Annotated in this window: 21 protein-coding genes and 2 tRNA genes; 12 read left to right on the top strand and 11 right to left on the bottom strand. The window is 53.4% G+C overall.

What is annotated here, in order from left to right; all coding sequences use genetic code 11:
• The first annotated feature begins 78 nt into the window (after nt 1-78).
• Together FY046_RS02115 and FY046_RS02110 are read left to right on the top strand one after the other, a co-directional pair.
• A complete protein-coding gene (locus FY046_RS02115) occupies nt 79-3,186 on the top strand; it encodes a beta-galactosidase (protein WP_446185683.1) in 3,108 nt (1,035 codons plus the stop codon).
• Nucleotides 3,187-3,239: 53 nt separating this feature from the next.
• Nucleotides 3,240-4,505, top strand: a complete 1,266-nt coding sequence (locus FY046_RS02110) for an MFS transporter (protein ID WP_213202071.1) — start codon at nt 3,240-3,242, stop codon at nt 4,503-4,505.
• Between the two features lie 140 nt (nt 4,506-4,645).
• On the opposite strand, the gene FY046_RS02105 is transcribed toward FY046_RS02110, so the two are convergent.
• Nucleotides 4,646-5,482: a MipA/OmpV family protein gene (locus FY046_RS02105; RefSeq protein WP_421506251.1), complete on the bottom strand. Its 837-nt coding sequence runs from the start codon at nt 5,480-5,482 to the stop codon at nt 4,646-4,648.
• Between the two features lie 204 nt (nt 5,483-5,686).
• Between FY046_RS02105 and FY046_RS02100 the strand changes: the two genes are divergently transcribed.
• Genes FY046_RS02100 through FY046_RS02090 form a run of 3 tightly spaced genes read left to right on the top strand, consistent with a single transcriptional unit; the run spans nt 5,687 to nt 8,240 of the window.
• Nucleotides 5,687-6,364 carry a response regulator gene (locus FY046_RS02100; protein ID WP_227534686.1) on the top strand — a complete coding sequence of 226 codons (678 nt, stop codon included), beginning with the start codon at nt 5,687-5,689 and terminating at the stop codon, nt 6,362-6,364.
• Nucleotides 6,364-7,752 carry a sensor histidine kinase gene (locus tag FY046_RS02095; RefSeq protein WP_133841671.1) on the top strand — a complete coding sequence of 463 codons (1,389 nt, stop codon included), beginning with the start codon at nt 6,364-6,366 and terminating at the stop codon, nt 7,750-7,752. The genes FY046_RS02100 and FY046_RS02095 overlap by 1 nt, the downstream gene beginning before the upstream one ends.
• A 50-nt stretch (nt 7,753-7,802) precedes the next feature.
• A complete protein-coding gene (locus FY046_RS02090) occupies nt 7,803-8,240 on the top strand; it encodes a hypothetical protein (RefSeq protein WP_133841672.1) in 438 nt (145 codons plus the stop codon).
• A 156-nt stretch (nt 8,241-8,396) separates the two neighbouring features.
• Here the strand turns inward: FY046_RS02090 and ccdB are convergent, their stop codons facing one another.
• Both ccdB and ccdA read right to left on the bottom strand, forming a co-directional pair.
• Entirely contained in the window at nt 8,397-8,702 is a 306-nt protein-coding gene (gene ccdB / locus FY046_RS02085; RefSeq protein WP_133841673.1) for a type II toxin-antitoxin system toxin CcdB, read from the bottom strand.
• A 2-nt stretch (nt 8,703-8,704) separates the two neighbouring features.
• On the bottom strand, nt 8,705-8,923 hold the full coding sequence (ccdA, locus tag FY046_RS02080; RefSeq protein ID WP_133841674.1) for a type II toxin-antitoxin system antitoxin CcdA: 219 nt from the start codon (nt 8,921-8,923) through the stop codon (nt 8,705-8,707).
• A 137-nt stretch (nt 8,924-9,060) separates the two neighbouring features.
• On the opposite strand from ccdA, the gene FY046_RS02075 reads away from it, so the two are divergent.
• The gene (locus FY046_RS02075; RefSeq protein WP_159336428.1) at nt 9,061-9,312 is read left to right on the top strand and encodes a hypothetical protein; all 252 of its coding nucleotides are present in this window, start codon (nt 9,061-9,063) and stop codon (nt 9,310-9,312) included.
• A 348-nt stretch (nt 9,313-9,660) separates the two neighbouring features.
• Here the strand turns inward: FY046_RS02075 and FY046_RS02070 are convergent.
• Nucleotides 9,661-9,736: transfer RNA gene (locus FY046_RS02070), tRNA-Asn, on the bottom strand.
• Nucleotides 9,737-10,098: 362 nt separating this feature from the next.
• Here FY046_RS02070 and FY046_RS02065 point away from each other — a divergent pair.
• Nucleotides 10,099-11,535, top strand: a complete 1,437-nt coding sequence (locus FY046_RS02065) for a glycoside hydrolase family 1 protein (protein WP_200643307.1) — start codon at nt 10,099-10,101, stop codon at nt 11,533-11,535.
• A 45-nt stretch (nt 11,536-11,580) separates the two neighbouring features.
• On the opposite strand, the gene FY046_RS02060 is transcribed toward FY046_RS02065, so the two are convergent.
• Genes FY046_RS02060 through FY046_RS02045 form a run of 4 tightly spaced genes read right to left on the bottom strand, consistent with a single transcriptional unit; the run spans nt 11,581 to nt 14,982 of the window.
• Nucleotides 11,581-12,417 carry a metal ABC transporter permease gene (locus FY046_RS02060; protein ID WP_167863850.1) on the bottom strand — a complete coding sequence of 279 codons (837 nt, stop codon included), beginning with the start codon at nt 12,415-12,417 and terminating at the stop codon, nt 11,581-11,583.
• Entirely contained in the window at nt 12,417-13,271 is an 855-nt protein-coding gene (sitC, locus tag FY046_RS02055; RefSeq protein ID WP_259151216.1) for an iron/manganese ABC transporter permease subunit SitC, read from the bottom strand. The genes FY046_RS02060 and sitC overlap by 1 nt, the downstream gene beginning before the upstream one ends.
• Nucleotides 13,271-14,074: a manganese/iron ABC transporter ATP-binding protein gene (locus FY046_RS02050; RefSeq protein ID WP_446185682.1), complete on the bottom strand. Its 804-nt coding sequence runs from the start codon at nt 14,072-14,074 to the stop codon at nt 13,271-13,273. The genes sitC and FY046_RS02050 overlap by 1 nt, the downstream gene beginning before the upstream one ends.
• Nucleotides 14,071-14,982 carry a metal ABC transporter substrate-binding protein gene (locus FY046_RS02045; protein ID WP_200643305.1) on the bottom strand — a complete coding sequence of 304 codons (912 nt, stop codon included), beginning with the start codon at nt 14,980-14,982 and terminating at the stop codon, nt 14,071-14,073. Before FY046_RS02045 ends, FY046_RS02050 begins: the two co-directional genes overlap by 4 nt.
• A gap of 650 nt (nt 14,983-15,632) precedes the next feature.
• Between FY046_RS02045 and FY046_RS02040 the strand changes: the two genes are divergently transcribed.
• From FY046_RS02040 to FY046_RS02025, 4 genes are all read left to right on the top strand, one after another.
• Nucleotides 15,633-17,093: a methyl-accepting chemotaxis protein gene (locus FY046_RS02040; RefSeq protein WP_167863738.1), complete on the top strand. Its 1,461-nt coding sequence runs from the start codon at nt 15,633-15,635 to the stop codon at nt 17,091-17,093.
• A 270-nt stretch (nt 17,094-17,363) separates the two neighbouring features.
• On the top strand, nt 17,364-18,134 hold the full coding sequence (locus FY046_RS02035) for a VOC family protein (protein ID WP_446185681.1): 771 nt from the start codon (nt 17,364-17,366) through the stop codon (nt 18,132-18,134).
• A 124-nt stretch (nt 18,135-18,258) separates the two neighbouring features.
• The gene (locus FY046_RS02030; RefSeq protein ID WP_446185680.1) at nt 18,259-18,855 is read left to right on the top strand and encodes a hypothetical protein; all 597 of its coding nucleotides are present in this window, start codon (nt 18,259-18,261) and stop codon (nt 18,853-18,855) included.
• Between the two features lie 146 nt (nt 18,856-19,001).
• On the top strand, nt 19,002-19,247 hold the full coding sequence (locus FY046_RS02025) for a YmjA family protein (protein ID WP_133841689.1): 246 nt from the start codon (nt 19,002-19,004) through the stop codon (nt 19,245-19,247).
• A gap of 116 nt (nt 19,248-19,363) precedes the next feature.
• Here the strand turns inward: FY046_RS02025 and FY046_RS02020 are convergent.
• From FY046_RS02020 to FY046_RS02010, 3 genes are all read right to left on the bottom strand, one after another.
• Nucleotides 19,364-19,439, bottom strand: a tRNA-Asn gene (locus tag FY046_RS02020).
• Between the two features lie 99 nt (nt 19,440-19,538).
• Nucleotides 19,539-20,333: a DgsA anti-repressor MtfA gene (gene mtfA / locus FY046_RS02015; protein ID WP_446185679.1), complete on the bottom strand. Its 795-nt coding sequence runs from the start codon at nt 20,331-20,333 to the stop codon at nt 19,539-19,541.
• A gap of 136 nt (nt 20,334-20,469) precedes the next feature.
• Nucleotides 20,470-21,126 carry a hypothetical protein gene (locus tag FY046_RS02010; RefSeq protein ID WP_133841701.1) on the bottom strand — a complete coding sequence of 219 codons (657 nt, stop codon included), beginning with the start codon at nt 21,124-21,126 and terminating at the stop codon, nt 20,470-20,472.
• Nucleotides 21,127-21,719: 593 nt separating this feature from the next.
• Between FY046_RS02010 and FY046_RS02005 the strand changes: the two genes are divergently transcribed.
• Complete coding sequence (locus tag FY046_RS02005; protein WP_133841702.1) at nt 21,720-22,433, top strand: phosphohydrolase; 714 nt, start codon at nt 21,720-21,722, stop codon at nt 22,431-22,433.
• Nucleotides 22,434-22,437 lie beyond the last annotated feature (4 nt).

Below are 22,437 nucleotides of genomic sequence, written 5' to 3'. Positions count from 1 at the left end.
GCTTTTAACAAAATATCTGATAACTCATTCTATCTTGTCTGGCGAATGACATTTTACATTGATCCTACAGGTAGACCTATGCGACATCGCGATTGCCACCTCTCCGGTGGTCCTCTGTTTCATGACGTACTTGCCCGTGAAGACTGGCAAAACCAGACCATTACGCACCTGAACCGTTTACCGGCCCATCCGACCTTTGCCAGCTGGCGCGATCTTCGCTCGGCAAGGGAGAATCAGCTCTCTGCACAGCGCCGCCTGCTGGATGGTCAGTGGCAATTTTCTTATGCCCGCAGCCCGTTTGAGGTGGACGCCAGCTGGCTGGAAAACGATTTGGCGGGCAGCCGCAGTACACCGGTCCCCTCGAACTGGCAAATGGAGGGGTATGACGCGCCAATCTATACCAACGTGCGTTACCCCATCGATACGACGCCGCCACGCGTACCAGACGAAAACCCGACCGGCTGCTATTCACTCTCGTTTAGCGTGGAGAAAGACTGGCTGGCTGAGGGCCAGACGCAGATTATCTTCGATGGCGTGAACTCCGCATTCCACTTATGGTGCAACGGCGAATGGGTCGGTTACTCGCAGGACAGTCGCCTGCCCGCGGTCTTCGATCTCAGTGCGTTCCTACAGGCGGGCGAGAACCGCCTCTGCGTCATGGTGATGCGCTGGAGCGCAGGCACCTGGCTTGAAGATCAGGATATGTGGCGTATGAGCGGGATCTTCCGTTCCGTCTGGCTGCTGAATAAACCGACGCTGCACCTGAGCGATGTCCACCTCACTCCGCAACTCGATGCGCTTTATCGCGATGCCGAACTGGAGGTCAATGCCACCGTCGCCGCCCCGACACCGTTGCTGGAAAAACTGACGGTGGCCGTTGAGCTGTGGAATGACACGCAACGGGTCGCCAGACATCAGCAGTCGCTCGGCTCACCCGTCACGGATGAACGCGGCAATTATGCTGAACGCACCGTGATACGTTTCCCTGTGGAACGTCCGGCACTGTGGAGCGCGGAAACACCGAACTGCTACCGGGCAGTCGTCTCACTGTGGCGCGGCGATGAACTGATTGAAGCCGAAGCCTGGGATATCGGGTTTCGCCGGGTTGAAATCGATAATGGCCTGTTGAAGTTGAATGGTAAACCGCTGTTGATCCGGGGGGTAAACCGTCATGAGCACCACCATCAGCGCGGTCAGGTTGTTACCGAAGACGATATGGTGCAGGACATTCTGCTGATGAAGCAGAATAACTTTAACGCGGCTCGCTGCTCTCACTATCCTAACGCGCCACGCTGGTACGAACTCTGTAACCACTATGGCCTGTACGTGGTCGATGAGGCTAATATCGAAACCCACGGCATGGTGCCAATGAGCCGTCTTTCCGACGATCCCTCCTGGTTAGCGGCATGGAGCGCCCGCGTCACACGGATGGTGCAAAACAATCGCAACCACCCGTCGATTATTATCTGGTCGCTGGGCAACGAGTCCGGCGTGGGGGGCAATCACGAAGCTATGTACCACTGGCTCAAGCGTAACGACCCGTCACGCCCGGTGCAGTATGAAGGCGGCGGCGCTAACAGCACGACCACCGATATTCTCTGCCCGATGTATGCCCGCGTAGACAGCGATCAGCTTATCCCTGCGGTACCGAAATGGGGGATTAAAAAGTGGATCAGCCTGCCTGGCGAGCAGCGCCCGTTAATCCTTTGCGAATACGCTCACGCAATGGGCAACAGCCTGGGAAATTTTGCCGATTACTGGCAGGCATTCCGTGATTATCCGCGCCTGCAGGGGGGCTTTATCTGGGACTGGGCCGATCAGGCCATCACTAAAACGTTCGATGATGGCAGCGTCGGCTGGGCATATGGCGGTGATTTTGGCGATAAACCCAACGATCGCCAGTTCTGTATGAACGGTCTTGTCTTCCCCGACCGTAGCCCTCATCCGTCATTAATTGAAGCCAAACATGCACAGCAATACTTCCAGTTTACCCTGCTGTCGCAAACTCCGCTTTGCATTAGCATCACCAGTGAGTACCTGTTTCGCACAACGGATAACGAGGAGTTGCACTGGCAGGTCCAGGCTGCGGGAGAAACGGTTGCCAGCGGCAGCTTAACACTTGAGCTTCGCCCTGAAGGACAGCGCGAGCTGACGCTGTCGGGGACATTAACACTGCCTGCCGGGGCCAAAGAGGTATGGCTCACGCTGGAGGTTATCCAGCCGCAGGCCACGAAATGGTCCGATGCCGGGCATCGCGTCGCCTGGCAGCAGTTTGCCCTCGCAGCACCGCTGGTGCTTCGGGCGCCTTTGTCAGCAGGAAATGCGCCTGAGCTTGAGGTGAGTGACAGTGCATGGGCGGTGCGCAGCGGCTCGCAGCAGTGGGTGATCGACCGTCAAAGCGGACTGTTGACACACTGGCAGGTGGACGGCGTGGAGCAACTGCTGACCCCGTTGCGCGACCAGTTTGTACGCGCACCACTGGATAATGATATTGGTGTGAGTGAAGTGGAGCGCATCGATCCCAACGCCTGGGTTGAACGCTGGAAAAGTGCTGGCCTGTACAACCTCACTACCCGCTGCGTGCAGTGTGACGCGCAGCGTCTGAACAGCAGCGTTGTGGTAGATAGCCGCTGGCATTACCTGAACGGGGACGAGGTTATGATCGTCAGCCACTGGCAGATGACCTTTGACGCGCAGGGCAAATTGCACCTGGCCATTGACGGCGAACGTGCTGGCACCCTGCCGCCGCTGCCACGCATCGGGCTGAATTTCCAGGTACTGGATCAGAACAAACCGGTCTCATGGCTGGGATTCGGCCCGCATGAGAACTACCCGGATCGTCGCACCAGCGCCTGTTTCTCCCGCTGGGAGCTGCCGCTGGACGAGATGACGACACCGTACATATTCCCCACCGAGAATGGCCTGCGTTGTGATAACAAAGCACTGGACTGGGGGCGCTGGCACGTGGTGGGCGATTTCCACTTTTCCCTACAGCCTTACGGCACCGAGCAATTAATGAAGACCGACCACTGGCACTGGATGCAGCCGGAAAGTGGCGTCTGGATAACCCTTGATGGGCAGCACATGGGCGTCGGCGGTGATGACTCCTGGACGCCCAGCGTACTGCAGCAATGGCTATTGCTTGAAACACAATGGAAATATCAGTTAACGATTCATTTCCAATAATAATCGAAGCGTGAGCCCCGGGCTTACCGGCATAACCAGATGGAACAGTCAAAATGAAACTCTCTGAACTCGCACCAAGAGAACGACATAACTTCATTTACTTTATGTTGTTCTTTTTCTTCTATTATTTCATTATGTCGGCCTACTTTCCTTTCTTTCCGGTCTGGCTGGCAGAAGTTAACCACTTAACCAAAACAGAAACAGGGATTGTTTTTTCATCTATCTCACTGTTTGCAATTATTTTCCAGCCGGTGTTTGGACTGCTCTCCGATAAACTGGGATTACGCAAACACTTGCTCTGGATTATCACGGTCTTACTGATTTTATTTGCGCCATTCTTTATTTTTGTTCTGTCCCCTCTGCTGCAGATGAATATTTTTGCTGGTGCACTTGCTGGCGGGATCTATCTGGGCGTCGTCTTCTCCAGTGGCTCCGGAGCGGTAGAAGCCTATATTGAACGCGTAAGTCGGGCTAACCGTTTTGAGTACGGCAAGGTTCGCGTTTCCGGCTGTATTGGCTGGGCGTTATGTGCATCAATCACCGGTATTTTATTTAGCATCGACCCTAATATTACATTCTGGATTGCCTCCGGTTTTGCCCTGGCGCTTGCCGTACTGTTATGGATGTCACGCCCGGAAGGGAGCAACAGCGAGCGGGTTATCGACGCGCTTGGTGCCAACCGCCAGGCTTTTTCTATGCGCACCGCCGCCGAGCTATTGCGGATGCCACGCTTCTGGGGATTTATTATTTACGTTGTAGGCGTCGCCAGTGTCTATGACGTATTCGACCAGCAGTTTGCTAACTTCTTCAAAGGCTTTTTCTCCAGCCCACAACGCGGGACCGAAGTGTTTGGTTTTGTCACTACCGGTGGGGAAATACTCAATGCAACGATTATGTTTTTTGCCCCTGCCATCGTTAACCGCATTGGGGCGAAGAACGCCCTCCTGGCCGCAGGCGTCATTATGTCGGCGCGTATTTTGGGTTCTTCTTTTGCCTCTTCAGCGACAGAAGTGGTTATCTTAAAAATGCTCCATATGTTTGAACTGCCGTTCCTCCTGGTTGGCACCTTTAAATATATCTCCTCCGCATTTAACCCAAAACTTTCGGCAACCTTGTTCCTGATTGGTTTTAATTTATCAAAGCAACTTTCGGGCGTCGTACTGTCGACATGGGTAGGCCGGATGTATGACACCGTAGGCTTCCATCAGGCTTATCTTGTTTTAGGCTGTATCACACTGAGCTTTACCCTTATTTCACTGTTTACCTTGAAAGGAAGTAAAACACTGCTCTCGACATCCGAATATAACAACGCAACCTGATACGAAATGCCCGTCTCACATAACGGGCACTTAAGCGGGATACTTACAAGCGCCCCATCATCTGAAATAGGGTGGGGCGAATGTGTATTTATTGACAGTGCATAGCCACAGGCTACCGGGAAGCACACGTCGAACAACGATCAGAAGCTATATGTCACCTTCAGGCTGCCAGTGGGCGATGTTTTTCGTTGAACAATTGGGCTGTTGCGTGCATCACCAGCCAACTGCGTAAAACCTGCTGCGGCAACTACGCTCCAGTCTTGATTAAGCTTGTGCGTCCAGTCCATATTCAGTGAGTAGGCATAAATTCCCGACCTGGCATCATATCGAGTAAACCCCGATGCGGCCGACTGTGATGCACTTACCCCGTAGTAAGTCTGCATATACTTGCTGGTCCCCCAACTACTGGTCAGCGCCAGCGTCACAGCGTTTTTCGATGACGTATAGAGCGGGCTGACAATGCTGAAATGCAGGGCCTCACCATTGCTTCGCTGAGAAACCGGCACCTCAGCCTGCAATTGCAAATTAAGCCAGTCGGTCACCTCGTATCCCAGGCCAGGCACCACGATAGCTGAGCCTTTAACGTCACCCATACCTCGCAAGTCGTCGCTACCGTAGCTGAGCGAGTCGCTGTCCACGTCACGATCCTTTCTGCCTGCGCGATAACTCAGCGCAGCGCTGTAATCAAATTTACCGATGTTGTTACCGTAACCGATACCACGCGTGGAGCTGACGAAGAAACCATTTAGCATAGAGTAATCAATCACCAGGGCCGTCGTGACTCGGCTTTCATCCGAACCAGAATAACGTGGCGCAACATCCACACCTCCTCCCAGGGTCAACTCGTTGCCCTGTTTCTGTTCTGCTGCCAGTATTGGGGTTGCCAGTAACGCGAGGACAAATCCTGACAACAATTTTCCCAGGGGTTGCCCCGAGAGTGAAGGGAGGAACTTATGACTCAGTTCGATGTTTCTCATTAAGGAAGTCCTTGTGGGTTCAACTGACGACGATGCAAGCGGTTTTAAACGCCAGAACGCTCAGTTTGAATGCTGACCCTGAAGTTCTCATGAGCCCAAAATGAAGAAATACTGAAGTAAGTACCCGTTCTGCAAACCTGATAGATTTACGGATACCGTTTTTTCTTCAGACGTTCTTCATTCACTGTTGATAAAGTCACTATTGTGAAAATTCTCCTAATTGAAGACGACATCGATCTCGGCAACGGCGTACGTATTGCCCTTACAGACCAGGGATTAGATGTCATATGGGTTCGCCGAAAAGTGGATGCTTTGCATCAACTTGATGTATGCGTGCCAGAACTTGTCTTGCTCGACCTCGGCCTGCCCGACGGTGATGGCATGAGCCTGATGGCGCGTCTGCGTCAGCAGTTCAAGGGGATCCCCGTCATCATCCTGACTGCCCGGGGCACTCTGCAAGATCGCTTGACTGGGCTGGATGCCGGTGCAGACGACTATCTCGTCAAACCTTTTGTTCTCGCCGAGTTATTGGCCAGGGTGAGGGCACTTGTGCGGCGCAGTTACGGTTTTCAGAATGAGGTGATAGAGATTCGAGGGCTATCGCTCCATGTGCCGACTCGTCGCGTGACAGTGAGCGAAAGGCATGTTGATTTGACGGCAAGTGAATACGCGCTGCTTGAAACGTTAATGTTGCGTGCTGACCGTGTTATGACACGTAGTTTTCTGGAAGAAAAAATCTTCGGTGCAAAAGAAAATATGAGTAATGCGCTCGATGTACATATGGGAAATTTACGTCGCAAAATCGGTGACGGCTATGTGCGAACGGTGAGAGGAGTGGGGTTTGTCATTGATACCGTACCCATTCAGAAGGGGGCAGGTTGATGCGTAATTTTTGGCGCTATCTGAGAATCCCAACGCTCGTACGGCGAATGATGATCGCCCAGATGCTATTACTGACGCTGCTTTGGTGTATTTTTCTGACCTACATTTTATGGGATAACTTACGTAACCCTCCAATGCTATCAGGCAGCAAAACCTATGAAACCATTCTGACATTGGTGGATCGTATGGGGGATCGTCCGCACGATCTCACCGATGTGCTGGAAAAATTCAGCAAGGCATTGCGGGAAGGCTATGGCGGAGGTGAAGACCCCAAAATGTCAATCAGCCTAATCGTTCGGAAGAATAAAGAGATAATTTACGCATCTGATGGCGCTCCGGCAGGAGTGACAAACACCGGTTATGGGATGATTCAGAGTATTCAGAGTCACGGCCGCACCTGGACGAGCCGTACTCTGAAGTCCGGGAACTCCGACACAGAGGTAACACTGCTCACTCCTGCTGGCGGTTGGAACTTCTTCATATACCTGAACTCGCGCGGATACTACATATTACCGCTGCTGGTATGCATTCCTTTTCTTTTGTTTCCTGCGTGGCTTTCAATCCGCATTGCCATGCGTCCCTGGAACAAGGTGGCAAATGAAGTTTCCTTACGAACACCAGAAGATCTTTCTCCCTTAAAAGCAGTTCCAAAGCACAAGGAGCTGCGCCAAATAGTGGACGCGATTAATATATTCCTTGCCAGGGTACGAGAGAGCACTGAAAGGGAACGGACGTTCATTGCAGATGCCGCTCACGAGTTGCGTACTCCGCTGGCTGCAATGCGAGTCAATGTTGAGGCTTTGCAGTCCGATGTCAGCAACGTTCGTCAACAGGAATTGCTTGCAGGGATTATTCGTAGCAATAGCCGTGCTGCTCGACTCGTCAATCAGTTGCTGCTGCTGATGCACAGTGAAGCGCGCATTGACACTGTTATGGAGCCTGTGCCGCTGACGACGCTCATCCAAGAGCGAATGGCTGAGTTATCACCGCTAGCTGCTGAGAGCCAAATTGAGCTTGAATTCTACTTTCATGATGAAGTCTGGATTACAGGGGTCAGGGAACGCCTGATGTCGCTAATCGACAACTTAATTGAAAATGCTGTGAAGTACAGTCCTGAGGGCGGGCGGGTTGAGGTAGAAGTCCGATTGTTAGATAAATCCACCCAATTGCGTATCTCAGATGCAGGGCCCGGAATCATGGTTGAATTGAGGGAGCGGGTATTCGACAGATTTTTTCGTGATCCCAATCAGATACAAAGCGGGAGTGGATTGGGGCTGGCAATAGTCAAAGCGGTTGCGCAGCAACACAACAGCAGTGTTTTTCTAAGTACGTCTGCAGAAGGCGGGCTTATGGTTATTGTTGATATCCCAAATCACCACTCCGTCTGAAAGAGAACGCAATTTTAGTCCCCATCCTGCCCAGGACATTTACCAGAATAATGGAGCATAAATTGAAATATTTGGCCCTGGCTACACTATTATTTTCTATATCACTGAGCGGATGTGCCATAACCGTCAGCGATTTAAAAAACAGTAAATCATCCTTAGACGGCAGTTTCATTAGCAAGACGGGGTCCTCCGATACTTATCGAACCCTAAGGCACATTGCAAGGCAGTGTCTGGAATATGAGTCATATTCAGGAAATCCGGTCATCGTATTTAGCGAGTTTGACGGTGAGCGTAAAGAAGGTGAGATCACTCAAAAGCTGGTTTCAGAGGGACTGTTGATCAACAACACACTCATTGAGATAGAAAGTCATGATGGTGACAAAGCTAAGATCAGCCTGTACACAACCAAGAATATTTTGAGTACGGGCATCAGGTCGCCAAATATAAGTGATATCAAGCGATGGACTGACGGCGATAGAGCCTGCTAGTGTAACACTTAGCCATACTGACGTGCTCCCAGGATTAGATAATCCCCATGCCAGCATCGTGATGCTGCTGCGGGTGTTAGAACCGACAGCCAGCACAGTGTTGTGGGGAGGGGCCAGTTTGGGGTAAGCCGTACGGCACGCACCGTGAATGCTTTTTCAAATACCCCAAAACATGAGGTTGATGGCATTTTTGATATCATCCTGACACCGGGTGATATCCACTACTGCATCACCGATAACCTCGACAGGGACACTAGAAAGTTCCGTGGTCATCAATCGGTGATTTTTTCCCTCGATGAGGATCAGCGGGAACAAGGTTTTATTCACTTTCTCAGAAAGATGGTGCGATTCAATGAGCGGGATAACCATGCGTCGCCCAGGGGTATCGACAATATCACTTTGCACATCGACAAAAATTTTGTAATGGCTGGTGCGTTTATATTGATAAACAATAAATTGCATAATCACCAGTTCCTGTTTTCATCGGCGAAAGAGCCATTCTTTGCGATAAAGCTGGCGACTTCCTCCATCCCTTCACGGTTCTGGTCTTTCCACTCTTCTGCCTTTATACGACGAGCTTCCTTGCCGATGACATCATTCACCAGACCAGAAATATTGACGCCCGCAGCATTCAGAACCAGATAGTTCTCTTTGTCTACAGTCACGCTGACTCTGTGTTTCATGGCCGTGCTCCTCTTGTGTGCATACCTGAAGTATATACTTTGCGTAATTATTCATCAATCAATCCTGCAACAGGTGTAAGGATTCGTAGCCTGCTGCACAAAAACAGCGCTCTCGAGTTGGTTGGTCGAGTCTGTTAGTGATGGATACTTACAGCGACAGCTATAGTGAAATTGTCGATACAGCAACAACGCTTCTTTCTGGTTTGGTGGATGACCTTGTTGATGAACTTTCTATTTTCATTGAAGAGTATCCAGACAATGAATCTGCGGCTTGCTCTCTGAATGACATAACCAGGATGGAAGTTGGCGATCTGTCTTTTCTCCATCCATCAGCGATTGAATTTTTGCAATGGTTGTTAGGATATTTGAAACAAAAGCAGAATGGTTAAAACGTCAGGTAAACCCCCATCCCAGATCGTGATGCTGTTGCGGGTGTTAGAACCGACAGCGAGCACTATTCTTGCGGGCAGGGGGCCAGTTCGGGGTAAGCCGGACGTCACGCGACAGGACGTCGCGTGCCGAGGCCCGCAGGGAAGCGGATTTTGCCGATCCGGTGTGCCCGAACTGGCCCCGGGCCTGTCACCAACCTTTCAGCCGCTTCGAGTGAAAAGTTAGCACCTGTGCCTGCGGGCTGACCGGAAAAAATGGTCAGCCCGCAGGCCAAACCTGCCGCCCAGTTTCATCCAGCAAAAACCAAAAAGCCCGCTCAGGTTTCCCTGAGCGGGCTTCTCTAAATTTGGCTCCTCTGACTGGACTCGAACCAGTGACATACGGATTAACAGTCCGCCGTTCTACCGACTGAACTACAGAGGAATCGTGTGAACGAGGCGCATATTAATGATCCCGACCCTGGGTGTCAACGGCAAAAGTTACGATGGGCAACCAACTGCTGATGTTTGCAGCAACCTGATGATTTACTAAACATTTATCGTGCCTTATCGTCAGTAACTTCAGCCAAAGGGCATGCTGCGAAAGTTATTCGTGCCAAAGCGCAGTGGGCGGGAGAGGGTAAGTTTCATTATATGGTTCATTTCTGCAATCGGTTTCATGGTGCTGTTCACTCCACCGATTTTGCTCTACTATTTCTGCCGTTCAGGCGGTGCTGACGTCGGGTCAGGGCAGTGCGTTCGCGCTGCGGCGCCGCTAACTCTCCGTATCATTTAAGGAAAAGTGGCATGAAAGACAGGTTTCCGCAGGGCTTTATGTGGGGCGGCGCAACGGCTGCTAATCAGGTTGAAGGAGCATACGACGTCGACGGCAAAGGCCTGTCGATTGTCGATGCCATCCCGGGCGGCAAACAGCGCCTGAGCATTGTGGCCGCACCAGAGTTCGACTTTACGCTGGATGAAACCCGCTACACCTATCCCAACCACAAAGGCATCGACCACTATCATCGCTTCCGCGAAGATATCGCGCTGTTTGCTGAGATGGGTTTCAAATGCTATCGCTTCTCGATTGCCTGGACGCGCATCTACCCGAACGGCATTGAACAGCAGCCGAATGAGGCGGGCCTCAGCCATTACGACCAGGTGATTGATGCCTGTATTGCGCACGGCATTGAACCAGTTATCACCATTTCCCACTACGAAATGCCGCTGCACCTGGCGACCGTGTTCGGTGGCTGGAAAAACCGTGAGGTGATCGGCCACTTTGAGCGCTTTGCCCGCACGGTGCTGGAGCGATTCGGCGACAAAGTGAAGTACTGGATGACCTTTAACGAGATCAACAGTGCCGCGCACTTCCCGATGATGAGCCAGGGGCTGACGGTGAAAACCGGCGCGCTGGAAGCGCAGGCGAAATTCCAGGGCTGGCATAACCAGTTTGTTGCCAGCAGCCTGGCGGTGAAAATTGCCCACGAAACCAACGCGCAGATCCAGATGGGCTGCATGATCCTGTTTGCCACCAACTACGCGTACGACTGTAATCCGCTCAACCAGCTGGCCTCGTTGAAAGAGACTCAGGCGTTTAACTTCTACTGTGCTGATGTGCAGGCGGGCGGGAAATATCCGTACTACGCCAAAAAACTGTGGCAGTCGCTGGGCGTGACGCTGGATATCCAGCCGGGCGATCTGGAACTGATTAAGCAGCACACCGTGGACTACATCGGTTTCAGCTACTACATGTCCTCCACCACTTATGCCACCGACCCGGATGCGGCAGCCGCCAGCGGCAACCTGCTGGGCGGGGCGCGTAACCCGTTCCTCGAAGCCAGTGCCTGGGGCTGGGAGATTGATCCGGTTGGCCTGCGCATTGCGCTGAACCAGCTGTACGACCGCTATGAGAAGCCGCTGTTTATTGTTGAAAACGGTCTGGGCGCGGTGGATGAGCCCGATGAAAGCTTCAACATCGCCGATGACTACCGCATTAACTACCTGCGTAAGCACATTGATGCAATGGCAGAAGCGATTGACGATGGCGTTGAGCTGATGGGTTACACCCCGTGGGGGTGCATCGATCTGGTGAGCATGTCGACGGGGGAGATGAGCAAGCGTTACGGCTTTATCTATGTTGATCTGGACGACAAGATCAGCGGTACCGGCAACCGCTACAAGAAGAAATCCTTCCACTGGTATCAGAAAGTGATCGCCACCAACGGCCAGGATATCAGCTAAACCGACAAAAACGGCGTCCTGTGCAGACGCCGTTTTTCTTATCGGTCAGGAGAGTACCACCCGGCGCTCGCGGCGCACCGACCAGATAAAGGCCGCGATAAAAAGCAGGGCGAACAGCACGACAATGGTCGGGCCGGGGGCGCTGTCGAGGAAGAAAGAAAGATAGGTTCCACTAAAGCACACCACCACCGACAACAGCACCGCGCAGATCATCACGCTGGAGAAGCGACGCATCAGCAGAATGGCAATCGCACCCGGTGCAATCAGCAGGGCAATCGACAGCACAATCCCCACCGCTTTTAACGTCGCCACAATCGTCAGGGCAATCATACTCAGCAGGCCGTAGTGCAGCAGGGTGGTGTTCAGCCCGCTGGCTTTCGCCTGATGCGGGTCAAACGCATGCAGCACCAGGTCGCGCCATTTCACCCCGATAATCACCGCAATCACGCAGGCAATGCCGCCGCTTTGCAGCAGATCGCTGGTGGAGATCCCCAGCATATCGCCAAACAGAATATGGTCGAGATGCACCTCGGACTGAATCGAGATGTAGAGGATCAACCCTGCGGCAAACATCCCGGAGAAGACAATCCCCATCACCGTATCCTGCTTGATGCGGCTGTTCTCTTTCAGATAACCGGTGGCCAGCGCGCAGAACAGTCCGGCGCAAAAGGCCCCGATGGCGAGCGGAATGCCGACAATCCAGGCGATCACCACACCGGGGAACACCGCATGGCTCATGGCATCGCCCATCAGCGACCAGCCCTTGATCACCATAAAGCTGGAGAGCAGGGCGCAGGGGATGGCGACAATCACCGAGATGGTCAGCGCCGTGTTCATAAAATCAAATTCAAATGGGCTTAACAGCAGTTCTGTCAGGTTCATCATGCCTCCTGCTGCGGGGCGGCTGCGCGACGGCGGCGGGCCAGCAGTCCGTGTTTAGGGGCAAACACAAAGGCGGTGAGAAACACCAGCGTCTGTGCCACGACAATAATGCCGCCCGTGGCGCCATCCAGGTAGTAGCTGATCCACGCACCGAAGAAGCTGGTAGTGCTGCCGATAGCGACGGCAATCATCAGCAGGCGCGGGAAACGGTCGGTGAGCAGATAGGCGGTAGCACCCGGCGTGACCACCAGGCAGATGACCAGGAATGCCCCCACGGTCTGCAACGCGGCAATGGTACAGGCGGCCAGCAGGGTGAAAAACAGCAGTTTCAGCCGCGTGGGGTTGAGCCCGACGGAGCGCGCATGGTTCTCGTCAAAGAAGGTCACCATCAGATCCTTCCATTTGATCAGCAGGATCAGTAGCGAGGTAAAGCCAATCAGCGCCAGCTGAATGATATCTTCCGGGGCAATCGCCAGGATATTGCCCAGCACGATGGTCTGAATGTTCACCGACGTGGGGTTGAGCGACACCATAAACAGCCCAAGGCCAAAGAAGGAGGAGAAGATCAGCCCGATAATCGCGTCCTCTTTCAGCCGGGTGCGCTGATTTAAAAACAGCATACTGCCCGCCGCCAGCCCGCCGGAGAGAAACGCGCCCAGGGCGAAAGGCAGCCCGAGCATATATGCCCCGGCCACGCCCGGCACGATGGAGTGTGACAGCGCATCACCAATCAGGGACCAGCCCTTGAGCATCAGATAGCAGGAGAGAAACGCACACACGCCGCCCACCAGCGCCGATACCCACATGGCATTCAGCATATATTGATAGTGGAACGGTTCCGCCAGCCACGCCATTAGCGATCCCCCTGCACCATGGAAAGCGCAGGACGCGCATCGCCGTCGCCGAACACCACGTCGCGCAGTGCGCCGCTAAAGGCGTTTTCAAGATTGGCGCGGGTAAAGGTGGTGGCCGTCGGGCCGCAGGCCAGCACGGTGCCTTTCACAATCACCGTGTGGTCGCAGTATTCACTGACCGAGGCCAGATTATGGGTGGAGACCAGCAGGGTGCGGCCTTCCTCGCGCAGCTCATGCAGCAGGCTGATGATCTGGCGTTCGGTGTTGACGTCGACGCCGGTAAAGGGTTCATCCAGCAGGATCACCTGGCCGCGCTGGGCGATGGCACGCGCCAGGAATACGCGTTTCTTCTGCCCGCCGGAAAGCTCGCCAATCTGACGCTGACGAAACTCCGCCATGCCGACGCGCTCCAGGGCTTCTGTCACCAGGCGTTTATCTTCCGCACGCGCAATGCGCAGCATTCCCATATGGCCGTAGCGGCCCATCATCACCACATCTTCCACCAGTACCGGGAAGGACCAGTCAACCTCTTCAGACTGCGGCACATAAGACACCATATTCTGCTTCAGTGCCTTGTGTGCGGGCTGGCCCAGCAGGGTAATCGATCCACGCGAGAGCGGCACAAAGCCCATAATGGCTTTAAACAGCGTGGACTTACCCGAACCGTTAATCCCCACCAGAGCGGCGATGCTGCTGCCGGGTACCTGTAAGGTGGCATCGCGCAGGGCGGTATGCCCGTTACGATAGGTGACCGTCAAATCGTTAACCCGAATGCCGTCGGGTGCCGCCAGGATAGTGTTCATTTTGCCAGCCCCTGCTGAATGCCTTTAACGATGGTGTCGCTGGTGACGCGCAGTAAATCGAGATAGGTCGGCACCGGCCCATCGGCGGCGCTGAGGGAGTCAACGTACAGCACGCCGCCGTAATGACTGCCGGTTTCACGCGCCACCTGGCGGGCGGCTTTATCGGAAACCGTGCTTTCGCTGAACACCGCCGGGATCTTCTCCTGCTTCACTTTATCGATCACTTTACGTACCTGCTGCGGGGTGCCCTGCTGGTCGGCGTTGATCGGCCACAGGTACAGCTCTTTCAGCCCGAAATCACGCGTCAGATAGGAGAAGGCGCCTTCACTGGTCACCAGCCAGCGCTTATCGGCCGGGATACTCGCCAGTGCCTGCTGCACCGGGGCCACCGTGGCGCTGATTTTTTCTTTGTAAGCGGCGGCATTTTTACGATAGATATCGGCATTGGCCGGATCGTGTTTCACCAGCGCATCGCGGATGTTATCAACGTAGATCAGGGCATTTTTGGGTGACATCCAGGCATGAGGATTGGGTTTACCGCTGTAAGGCCCCTCGCTGATGCCCATAGGCACAATGCCGTCAGACACCACCACTTCCGGCACGCCGGAAAGGTGTTGATAAAAACGCTGGAACCACAGCTCCAGGTTCAGGCCATTGGCGAGGATCAGCTGTGCGCCCTGGGCGCGTTTGATATCCCCCGGCGTGGGTTGATATTCGTGGATTTCTGCCCCGGCTTTGGTGATGGAGGCTACGTCTGCGGCGTCACCCGCCACATTTTTGGCCATATCGGCAATCACTGTGAAGGTGGTGATGACCTTGAATTTTTCCTGTGCCAGCGCGGGTGCCAGCGGCAAGGTGGCGAGCAGAGTGGCGCAGATCCACCTTTTTAACCGGAACTGAAAACGCATAGAAATCTCCCAGAAAGCGCTTAAAAATACGACGTAATTAGCAGTTGCTATAAGGTATAGCACAGGCTATATCTCCGTGTGAATGTTTTTTGTGTGGGATTACACTCTTTGACAATCCTGGCGCTGCGTCCACTGCGTGGATGCCCTCGTCAGCGCTGCTGAATGCCGCCTCAACGTCAAAACCCAGGTCAAAAAACCAAATCAATCAGCAGAGTCAGTCACGTCGTCGCTGTTTTAAAACCCACAGCGAGCGCTATCTTGCGGGGAGGGGGCCAGATTGAGGTAAGCCGGACGTCACGCGACAGGACGTCGCGTGACGAGGCCCGCAGGGATGCGGATTTTGCCGCTCCGGCGTGCTCAAACTGGCCCCGGACCTGAATCCGGACGGGAAGCCATTAATTTTTGTGGGGATCCCTCAGGGGGCGATCATCTTTTCCGAACGAGCCGTGCTGATGGAGTGTTCCAGGGATCAGGTCAGCTTTGCTGGCTGACCGGAACAGATGGTCAGCCACTCCGGGTGAATGCCTCTCTTCTTTTATATTTAACTGCCTGAAAAATAGAAACACTATAAAGATCGGCGCCAACATGCCGTAACTGATCAGGTCATCTTAAATAAAAATCCCACTCATGCTGTCTCACGGAGGATGTTGATGCTGCAACTGCTCAGGAACATGAAGGTTGGCCGAAAACTGACGGCAGGTTTCGGTGTATTACTTTTTTTTGTCGCCGCCATTTGTTACTGCGGCTTTAGTGGTTTCAGCACGGCGGAAGATTCATCGGCACGTTTATCGGTGGTCGGCGCACTGTATGATAATGCCGGTGCCGTCAAGGATGGCTTGCAGGAGAACCCTGCCGTCGCGATGACGAAGCTGGCTGCGGTCAGCACCGAACTCGACAAAATCCACTCACTGATCCGCGAAGGCGACTGGCCAGCCCAGTACGCGCCCTTAGCCGACACCATACAGCAAGATATCGACGCCCTCCGTACCGATCTGCAAAGCACCGCGGCCCGCAATGATAAGTCCACCCAGGTGCGGATCTCGGGCCTGCTGGAAGACATCAATAAAATCTACGGGGCTGAAGAGTCGCACTCCGCTGAGCTGCTGGCCTGGAATCGCTGGCTGCTGGGTGTTCTCGGTATTGTCGCGATGCTGGTGGGCGTGATCGTTGCCGTCAGTATTCACCGGCAGATCGTTCCACCGCTGAATGAAGCCCTACAGGAGGCCAACCGTATTACTCATGGTGACCTGACAGGCACGCTGAATAGCGATCGTCAGGATGAAATCGGCCAGTTATTGCAGAGCATGGCGGGCATGAAGGCGCAGCTTAACCAGATTGTTCACCGCATCCAGGTGCGCACCAGTGAAATCGTCAATGCTGCGGATGAAATCTCCTCCGGCAACAGCAACCTGTCGGCGCGAACCGAAGAGCAGTCGGCCAGCGTTGAGCAAACGGCAGCCACGCTCAGCCAGTTGACCAGCACGCTCAGCCAGACGGCCGGGCACACCGGGCAGGCACATCAGCTGGCGACCAAAGCGGGCGGGATTGTCAGGCATAACGGGGAGCTGATGCGCTCCGTCACTCACCGTATGCAGGGCATCCATGATTCGTCTTCCCGGATGGCCGATATTATTCAGGTGATCGACAGCATCGCTTTTCAGACCAACATTCTGGCGCTGAATGCCGCCGTCGAAGCAGCCCGTGCCGGAGAATCCGGGCGCGGTTTTGCGGTGGTGGCGGGCGAAGTGCGCACGCTGGCAGGGCGCAGTGCCACCGCCGCGAAGGAGATCCGTGAGCTGATTGATCGTTCTGTTGGCCAGATTGATGAAGGTCGTGAGCTGGTGGGGAAAGCCGATGTAGCGATGCAGGATATGGTGCAGAACATTACCAGTATGGCGAGCCTGATGAGTGATATTGCAGGATCAAGCCATGAGCAGAGCGATGGTCTGGCGCAGATCAACAACACCATGAATCACATTGATGATGCAACCCAGCAAAATGCCGCCTTAGTGGAGCAGTCTGCCGCTGCCGCTGCATCGATGCAGGAACAGGCGCGCGATCTGATGGTGATGGTGGATGTGTTCAAAGTGGACCCCGTTGCGTCGCATTAATCGCTGACTGCCACTCAGGCACAAAAAAGCCCGCTCAGGTTTGCCTGAGCGGGCTTTTTAATAAATGGATTATTGGTTTTATCCTTCATGAGGGAAGCGATTTTTACGACTTTGGATAGATTATTTTATTGTTTGTTTTTGCCCTCGTCGCGGCAATATAGTTGCCACCAGAACCCTCTATCGCGGTGCGATACAGGCAAAAGAGGCATTATTCGGCCAAAAGATAATGATGCCAGCCATCCATCTTTACCAACAGATTCAGGAGGCAGGATGGCAACACTAAAGTGGGATCACGCGGTTCAGTTTGTCAATCATCCCGAAGAGGCGATTCAGATTTTCGCCGCACAGCAGCTGAACGCCATACCGGGCGGGCGCCATCCGGGGTGGGGCACCCGGAATGCGCTGAGTTACTTCGGCCTGACCTATATCGAGTTTCTCGCGATTGCTGACCAGGCAGAGCTGGAGACTGCCGCACACAGGTTCCTGCTGTCGCGCGATGCGGCGCAGTTACTGCCGGAAAACCAGGCACTGTATCGGGTGGCCCTGCGCAGCGACGATATTGTGCAGACGCACGAGGACCTGCACCGCAAAGGCTTACAGGTGTCGGCGATTGCGGACGGCCAGCGCAACGATCCGCAGGGCAACGTGATCAGCTGGCGTATTTTTACCATTGATGGCGACGTTAACGGTTTGCCTTATCCCTTTGTTCTGCAATGGGGGGAAGATGATGATGCCCGCCTGGCGCGGTTACGGGCACAGGGGCTGGACAGCCCGCATCCTGCCGGAGAGGTGGCGCTGACGCGTGCGGTGTTTGACGTGCAGGACCCGCAGGCGGTGCGCGCTCACTGGCAGGCGCTGTTTGGCTTTGCCCCATTAGCGGATGCCACGCAGGAAGGGCTGGACCTGGGTGATCAGCAGTTTATTTTCCGCCCCGGTGCGGACAACCGACTGGTGGAACTGGTGTTGACGGCCGGTGAGCCTGCGTTACACGGCAAGCGCTGGTCGGTGGGGCATGGCGAGTATGTTTTCGCGCAGGGATAACCGGCGATAACACAGGTCATGTTATCGGCGCCTGGCAGAGAGGAGAGGGCAGAACGGCAGATCTGCCCTGTCAAATTTCACATCGTGCTAGAATTATCGCTCAAGGGGTATATTTGGATAAAGTATGACGAATATCGACACAGTCAGGGGTGTAGTGGGCAAAAGAGGGTACAAGGATAACCCTGTGTATCGTGAGGCCATGATACAGATGCGTTTTGAGACCTTCACGGATGACGATGTGGCTTTTTTTGAGGCGCACTACCTCACATCAAAAGATGTTTTCAGCCGTAATCAGATATTGTATGCATTCGTCTTAACTTGTCCGGACAGGGACCTGAAAGATTTTTTCCTGGCGGCATTCAAAAAAGAACGTCATGTCGATATGCGATTAGTCGCCCTGCGCGGTTATACGCACTATGCCTCTGAAGAAGAGGTGATTCCGCTGATGACTAAACTTTCCGATATCATCAAAAAGCTCCCCGCGCATACACGCTATCCTTACCAGGAATATGAGATGTTACGATCTCAATTTGGGCTGCCTTATTTAGTGGCGCACTATGGCTATGCCTGTTTTATACAGGCATCAGAACAGCTCAATGCGCAATATGATGCGATGCCGGATGAGTGCAAAGGCTTTTTTACGCTGGATGCTCAGGGGCTGCATATTCAGTTACTGCCTCCCGCTGAGGCAAAAGAACGGCTGGGGAAACTGTTCGGTTAAACAGGGTACAGCCTGCCAAATTACAGGTATAATTCCCCGCATTATCCACTGGTTGACAAGCGGGATATATCAGGCCGATATCAGACGCTAAGCCTGATTAACCTGCACCCGCTGAAAAAACTGGCACTACCTTCAGGAAACGACTGATGAGCAATGACATCCCCCTTAAGTATTATGACTTCGTAGATGAGTATGCGACGGAAGCCGCACAGCCGGTAACCGAATCAGAGCGCAGCCCTCTGGCGCGTTATTTCGAGTTGCTGATGACGCATTTAACCAATAACGAAGAAATCAGCGAAGAACAGCAGAAAGAGATGGCCACTGAAGCTGGTATCCACGCGTTGCGTATTGATGATATCGCGACGTTTCTGAATCAATGGGGCAATGAGTAGCACCCTCTGATAGGTTTTTGATGCCCGGGCATGTTTTCTGCCGGGTATCCTGTCCCTCAAAAAACACGAAAAGCAAAAAGCCCGCTTAAGTTTCCTTAAGCGGGCTTTTCTCAATTTGGCTCCTCTGACTGGACTCGAACCAGTGACATACGGATTAACAGTCCGCCGTTCTACCGACTGAACTACAGAGGAATTGTGGAACGAGGCGAATAGTAGCGATACGCCCTCAGACTGTCAACAGCAAAAAACATTTTAGCTTTCAACTGGCTGCGTTTGAATCAACCCGCCCGATTAGTGAACAATTCCACCCGCATTATGGTGTAACTGCTGCTGCTCCAGGCGCTGATGGGGATCCTGGCGATAAAACTGGCGGAACCGTTGATAAAGCGCCGGAAAACGGGCGATCAGCAGCTCAGGCGCACTGAAAAAATACTCTGACAATACCGCGAAGCATTCCGCGGGTTCGCTGGCGGCGTAGGCATCAATGCTGGTGGCGTTTTCACCCACCTGGTCAATTTCATCCTGTATTGCACTCATTGCCGCACGCAGATCGCGCTCCCAGCCCACCACTTCGCGCAGGGGAATGGCCGGTACACCGTTAGCTTCACCGCTGCCGCGCGCATCAAGTTTGTGCGCGACCTCATGGATCACCAGGTTATAACCGGAGAGATCGAATGAGTCCTGCACATCCAGCCAGTTCAGGACAATCGGACCCTGCTGCCAGCTTTGCCCTGCGTGCACCATTTGTTCACGATGCACCAGGCCGAACTCATCCTGCCACTCATCATCGACCATAAATGGGGAAGGGTAGATCAGCACTTCATGAAAACCGTCGAGCCAGTCGTAGCCGAGGCTGAGAACCGGCAGGCAAAACAGCAGAGCCAGTCGGCAGCTTTTGAGATCGTCCAGTTCGAAACCCTGTAAAGGCACCAGACGTTTCTGGCGCAGAAAACGGGTCGCAAGCTGGCAGATCGCCTGTTGTTCAGCAGGACTTAAGGCTGTCAGCAGCGGGATCTCCAGCGCCTGTTGCCAGGGCAAGCCACTTTCCACCGCGTCATCACCGCCTTTCCACGGCCATTTGATCATGCTGTTGTCACTCCTGCCTGATGATGGCGTTAATGCCGCTGAATAAGGGGAAGATTCAATCAGTTATAATGCAGATTGTCTGTGACGAAACGCAAACGGCGCTGAAAAAAGTCAGCGCCGCGTCGATTTGCGAGGGTCAGATACGCGCGAATTCAATCACCCAGACCCAGGGATTCACTTCCCAGCTGGTGCCACCGTACTGAATGGCCCACTGCTTGCGATAAGCATCTTTAGCGGAAACGGCTTCGCTATGCAGGGTGAAAAAGTTATTGAGAAAATGAGAGTCTACCTGCACGCCTTCCGCCAGCACGTCATCGTCACTGATATCCTGGATGCGCTCGACCCGGATAGCCGTGATGGTCAGGTCGATACGGCTGGCCCAGCGCGGCATATGAATACCGGCCTGCCAGCCAAAGTTGGTCTCTTCTTCGTCAGAGGTATAGATGCTGGAGTCGGCACGGTACTGACAGTAGTCAATATTTTTAAACTGTGCAGGAGAGGTCTGATATTTCGTCATCTCTTCTGCGGGCACCACAGGGCCGCGCCAGGTTTCGCGCACCCACAGGCGATCGCCCGGCTGCCCGTAAGGGCAGTGATAACTCAGGTTTTCCATGCCCAGAACACGGTTACCTTGCAAATTGTTGCTCAGGACATCAATGCCGTAACAACCTTCATGATTGTCCTGGCCTGGCCCAAACAGTTGGGATTTCATGATGCGCCGTGTCTGTTTTTGTTGGCCTGAGAGCAGGGCGCGCACCCGTTGATCGCTAAATAGAATCGGGCGTTCTTTCATGGTTTAACCTCTAGTATGACTTTCTTGACCAGTTCCTGGTTCATAAGCAAAGTAGAAACACAATACAGATAATTCCTAACCTTAGCTCAAAAAAACGTTTCAGCACGTTTATTTTACTAAACTTCAGAAAAACCAATAAAAAAATGACTTGGGGCAAATTTGCACATCTGCCGGACGCAATCGTCTGGTGCGTCCCGCGTCGTCATCACGGGGTCGTCATGCCGTAACCAAATTGACATTTTACCATATTACAATGTGTTAGTGTGACGAATGCTTACCGACGATGCCCTCTAACCGTGGCGATCGCCTGTTCCTCATGATCACTGACAGACCGGGCATGTACAGCACCTGTGTTGTTGTTTGAGGGGCCATTACCTGCATCTGATCATAACTATTGTTTATCATTTAGATCAAAAAGCAGCCAGTTAAAAGTGAGCCGGAAAAAACTGAAAATGGGAAAAATGCTGTCACCAGCGCGTAACAGCCGCTATAAGTTTGATGTGGATCTCATTTTTAAGCAGAAATGGTTAACCCGTTGCAGTGGGTGACCACCACTGACATCTCAAAAAGTTCAAACAATTAAGGAGAAGTCTATGACTCTGACTGACTGGCAATTACGTTTTGAAAAGTGGCTGCACGACACCTGGCAACATGATGATAAAGCCCATGATGTGGCGCACCTGACGCGCGTCTGGCAGTCTGCACAGCGCATTATGGTGGGCACCGGGGCCGATGAGCTGGTGGTGCTGGCCGGGTGCTACTTCCATGACATTGTCAACCTGCCTAAAAATCACCCTGAGCGCCATCTGGCTTCCGCGCAGGCAGCTGACGAGACCCGGCGCGCGTTACAACAGGTCTTTACGGATTTCCCCAGCGATAAAATTGAAGCAGTGGCCCACGCGGTTCACGCGCACAGCTTCAGTGCTGGCGTAACGGCAGAAACCCTTGAAGCTAAGATCGTGCAGGACGCCGACCGTCTGGAATCACTGGGCGCTATTGGTCTGGCGCGGGTGTTTTATGTCTCTGGCGCATTAGGGCGTTCTCTGTTTGACAGTCGCGATCCGCTGGGGCGCGAACGCCCTCTGGATGATGCTGAATGGGCGCTGGACCATTTCCAGAAAAAGTTACTGAAATTGCCTGAAACGATGCAAACGGCAGAAGGGCGACGCCTGGCGGAATTTAATGCCCGCTTTCTCGTGACCTATATGGCGAAGCTGTGCGCTGAATTGAAGGGGGATTTTTGCGCGTTGGATCAAACCGTACTGGAAGAATTCAGCCCGGGATCGTCAAATATTAAATTTTTATGACAGT

This window comes from Erwinia sp. 1181_3 (assembly GCF_052824965.1).
The sequence above is the reverse complement of the archived record's forward strand: the minus strand, read 5'-3'. Positions and strand labels throughout refer to the sequence as shown.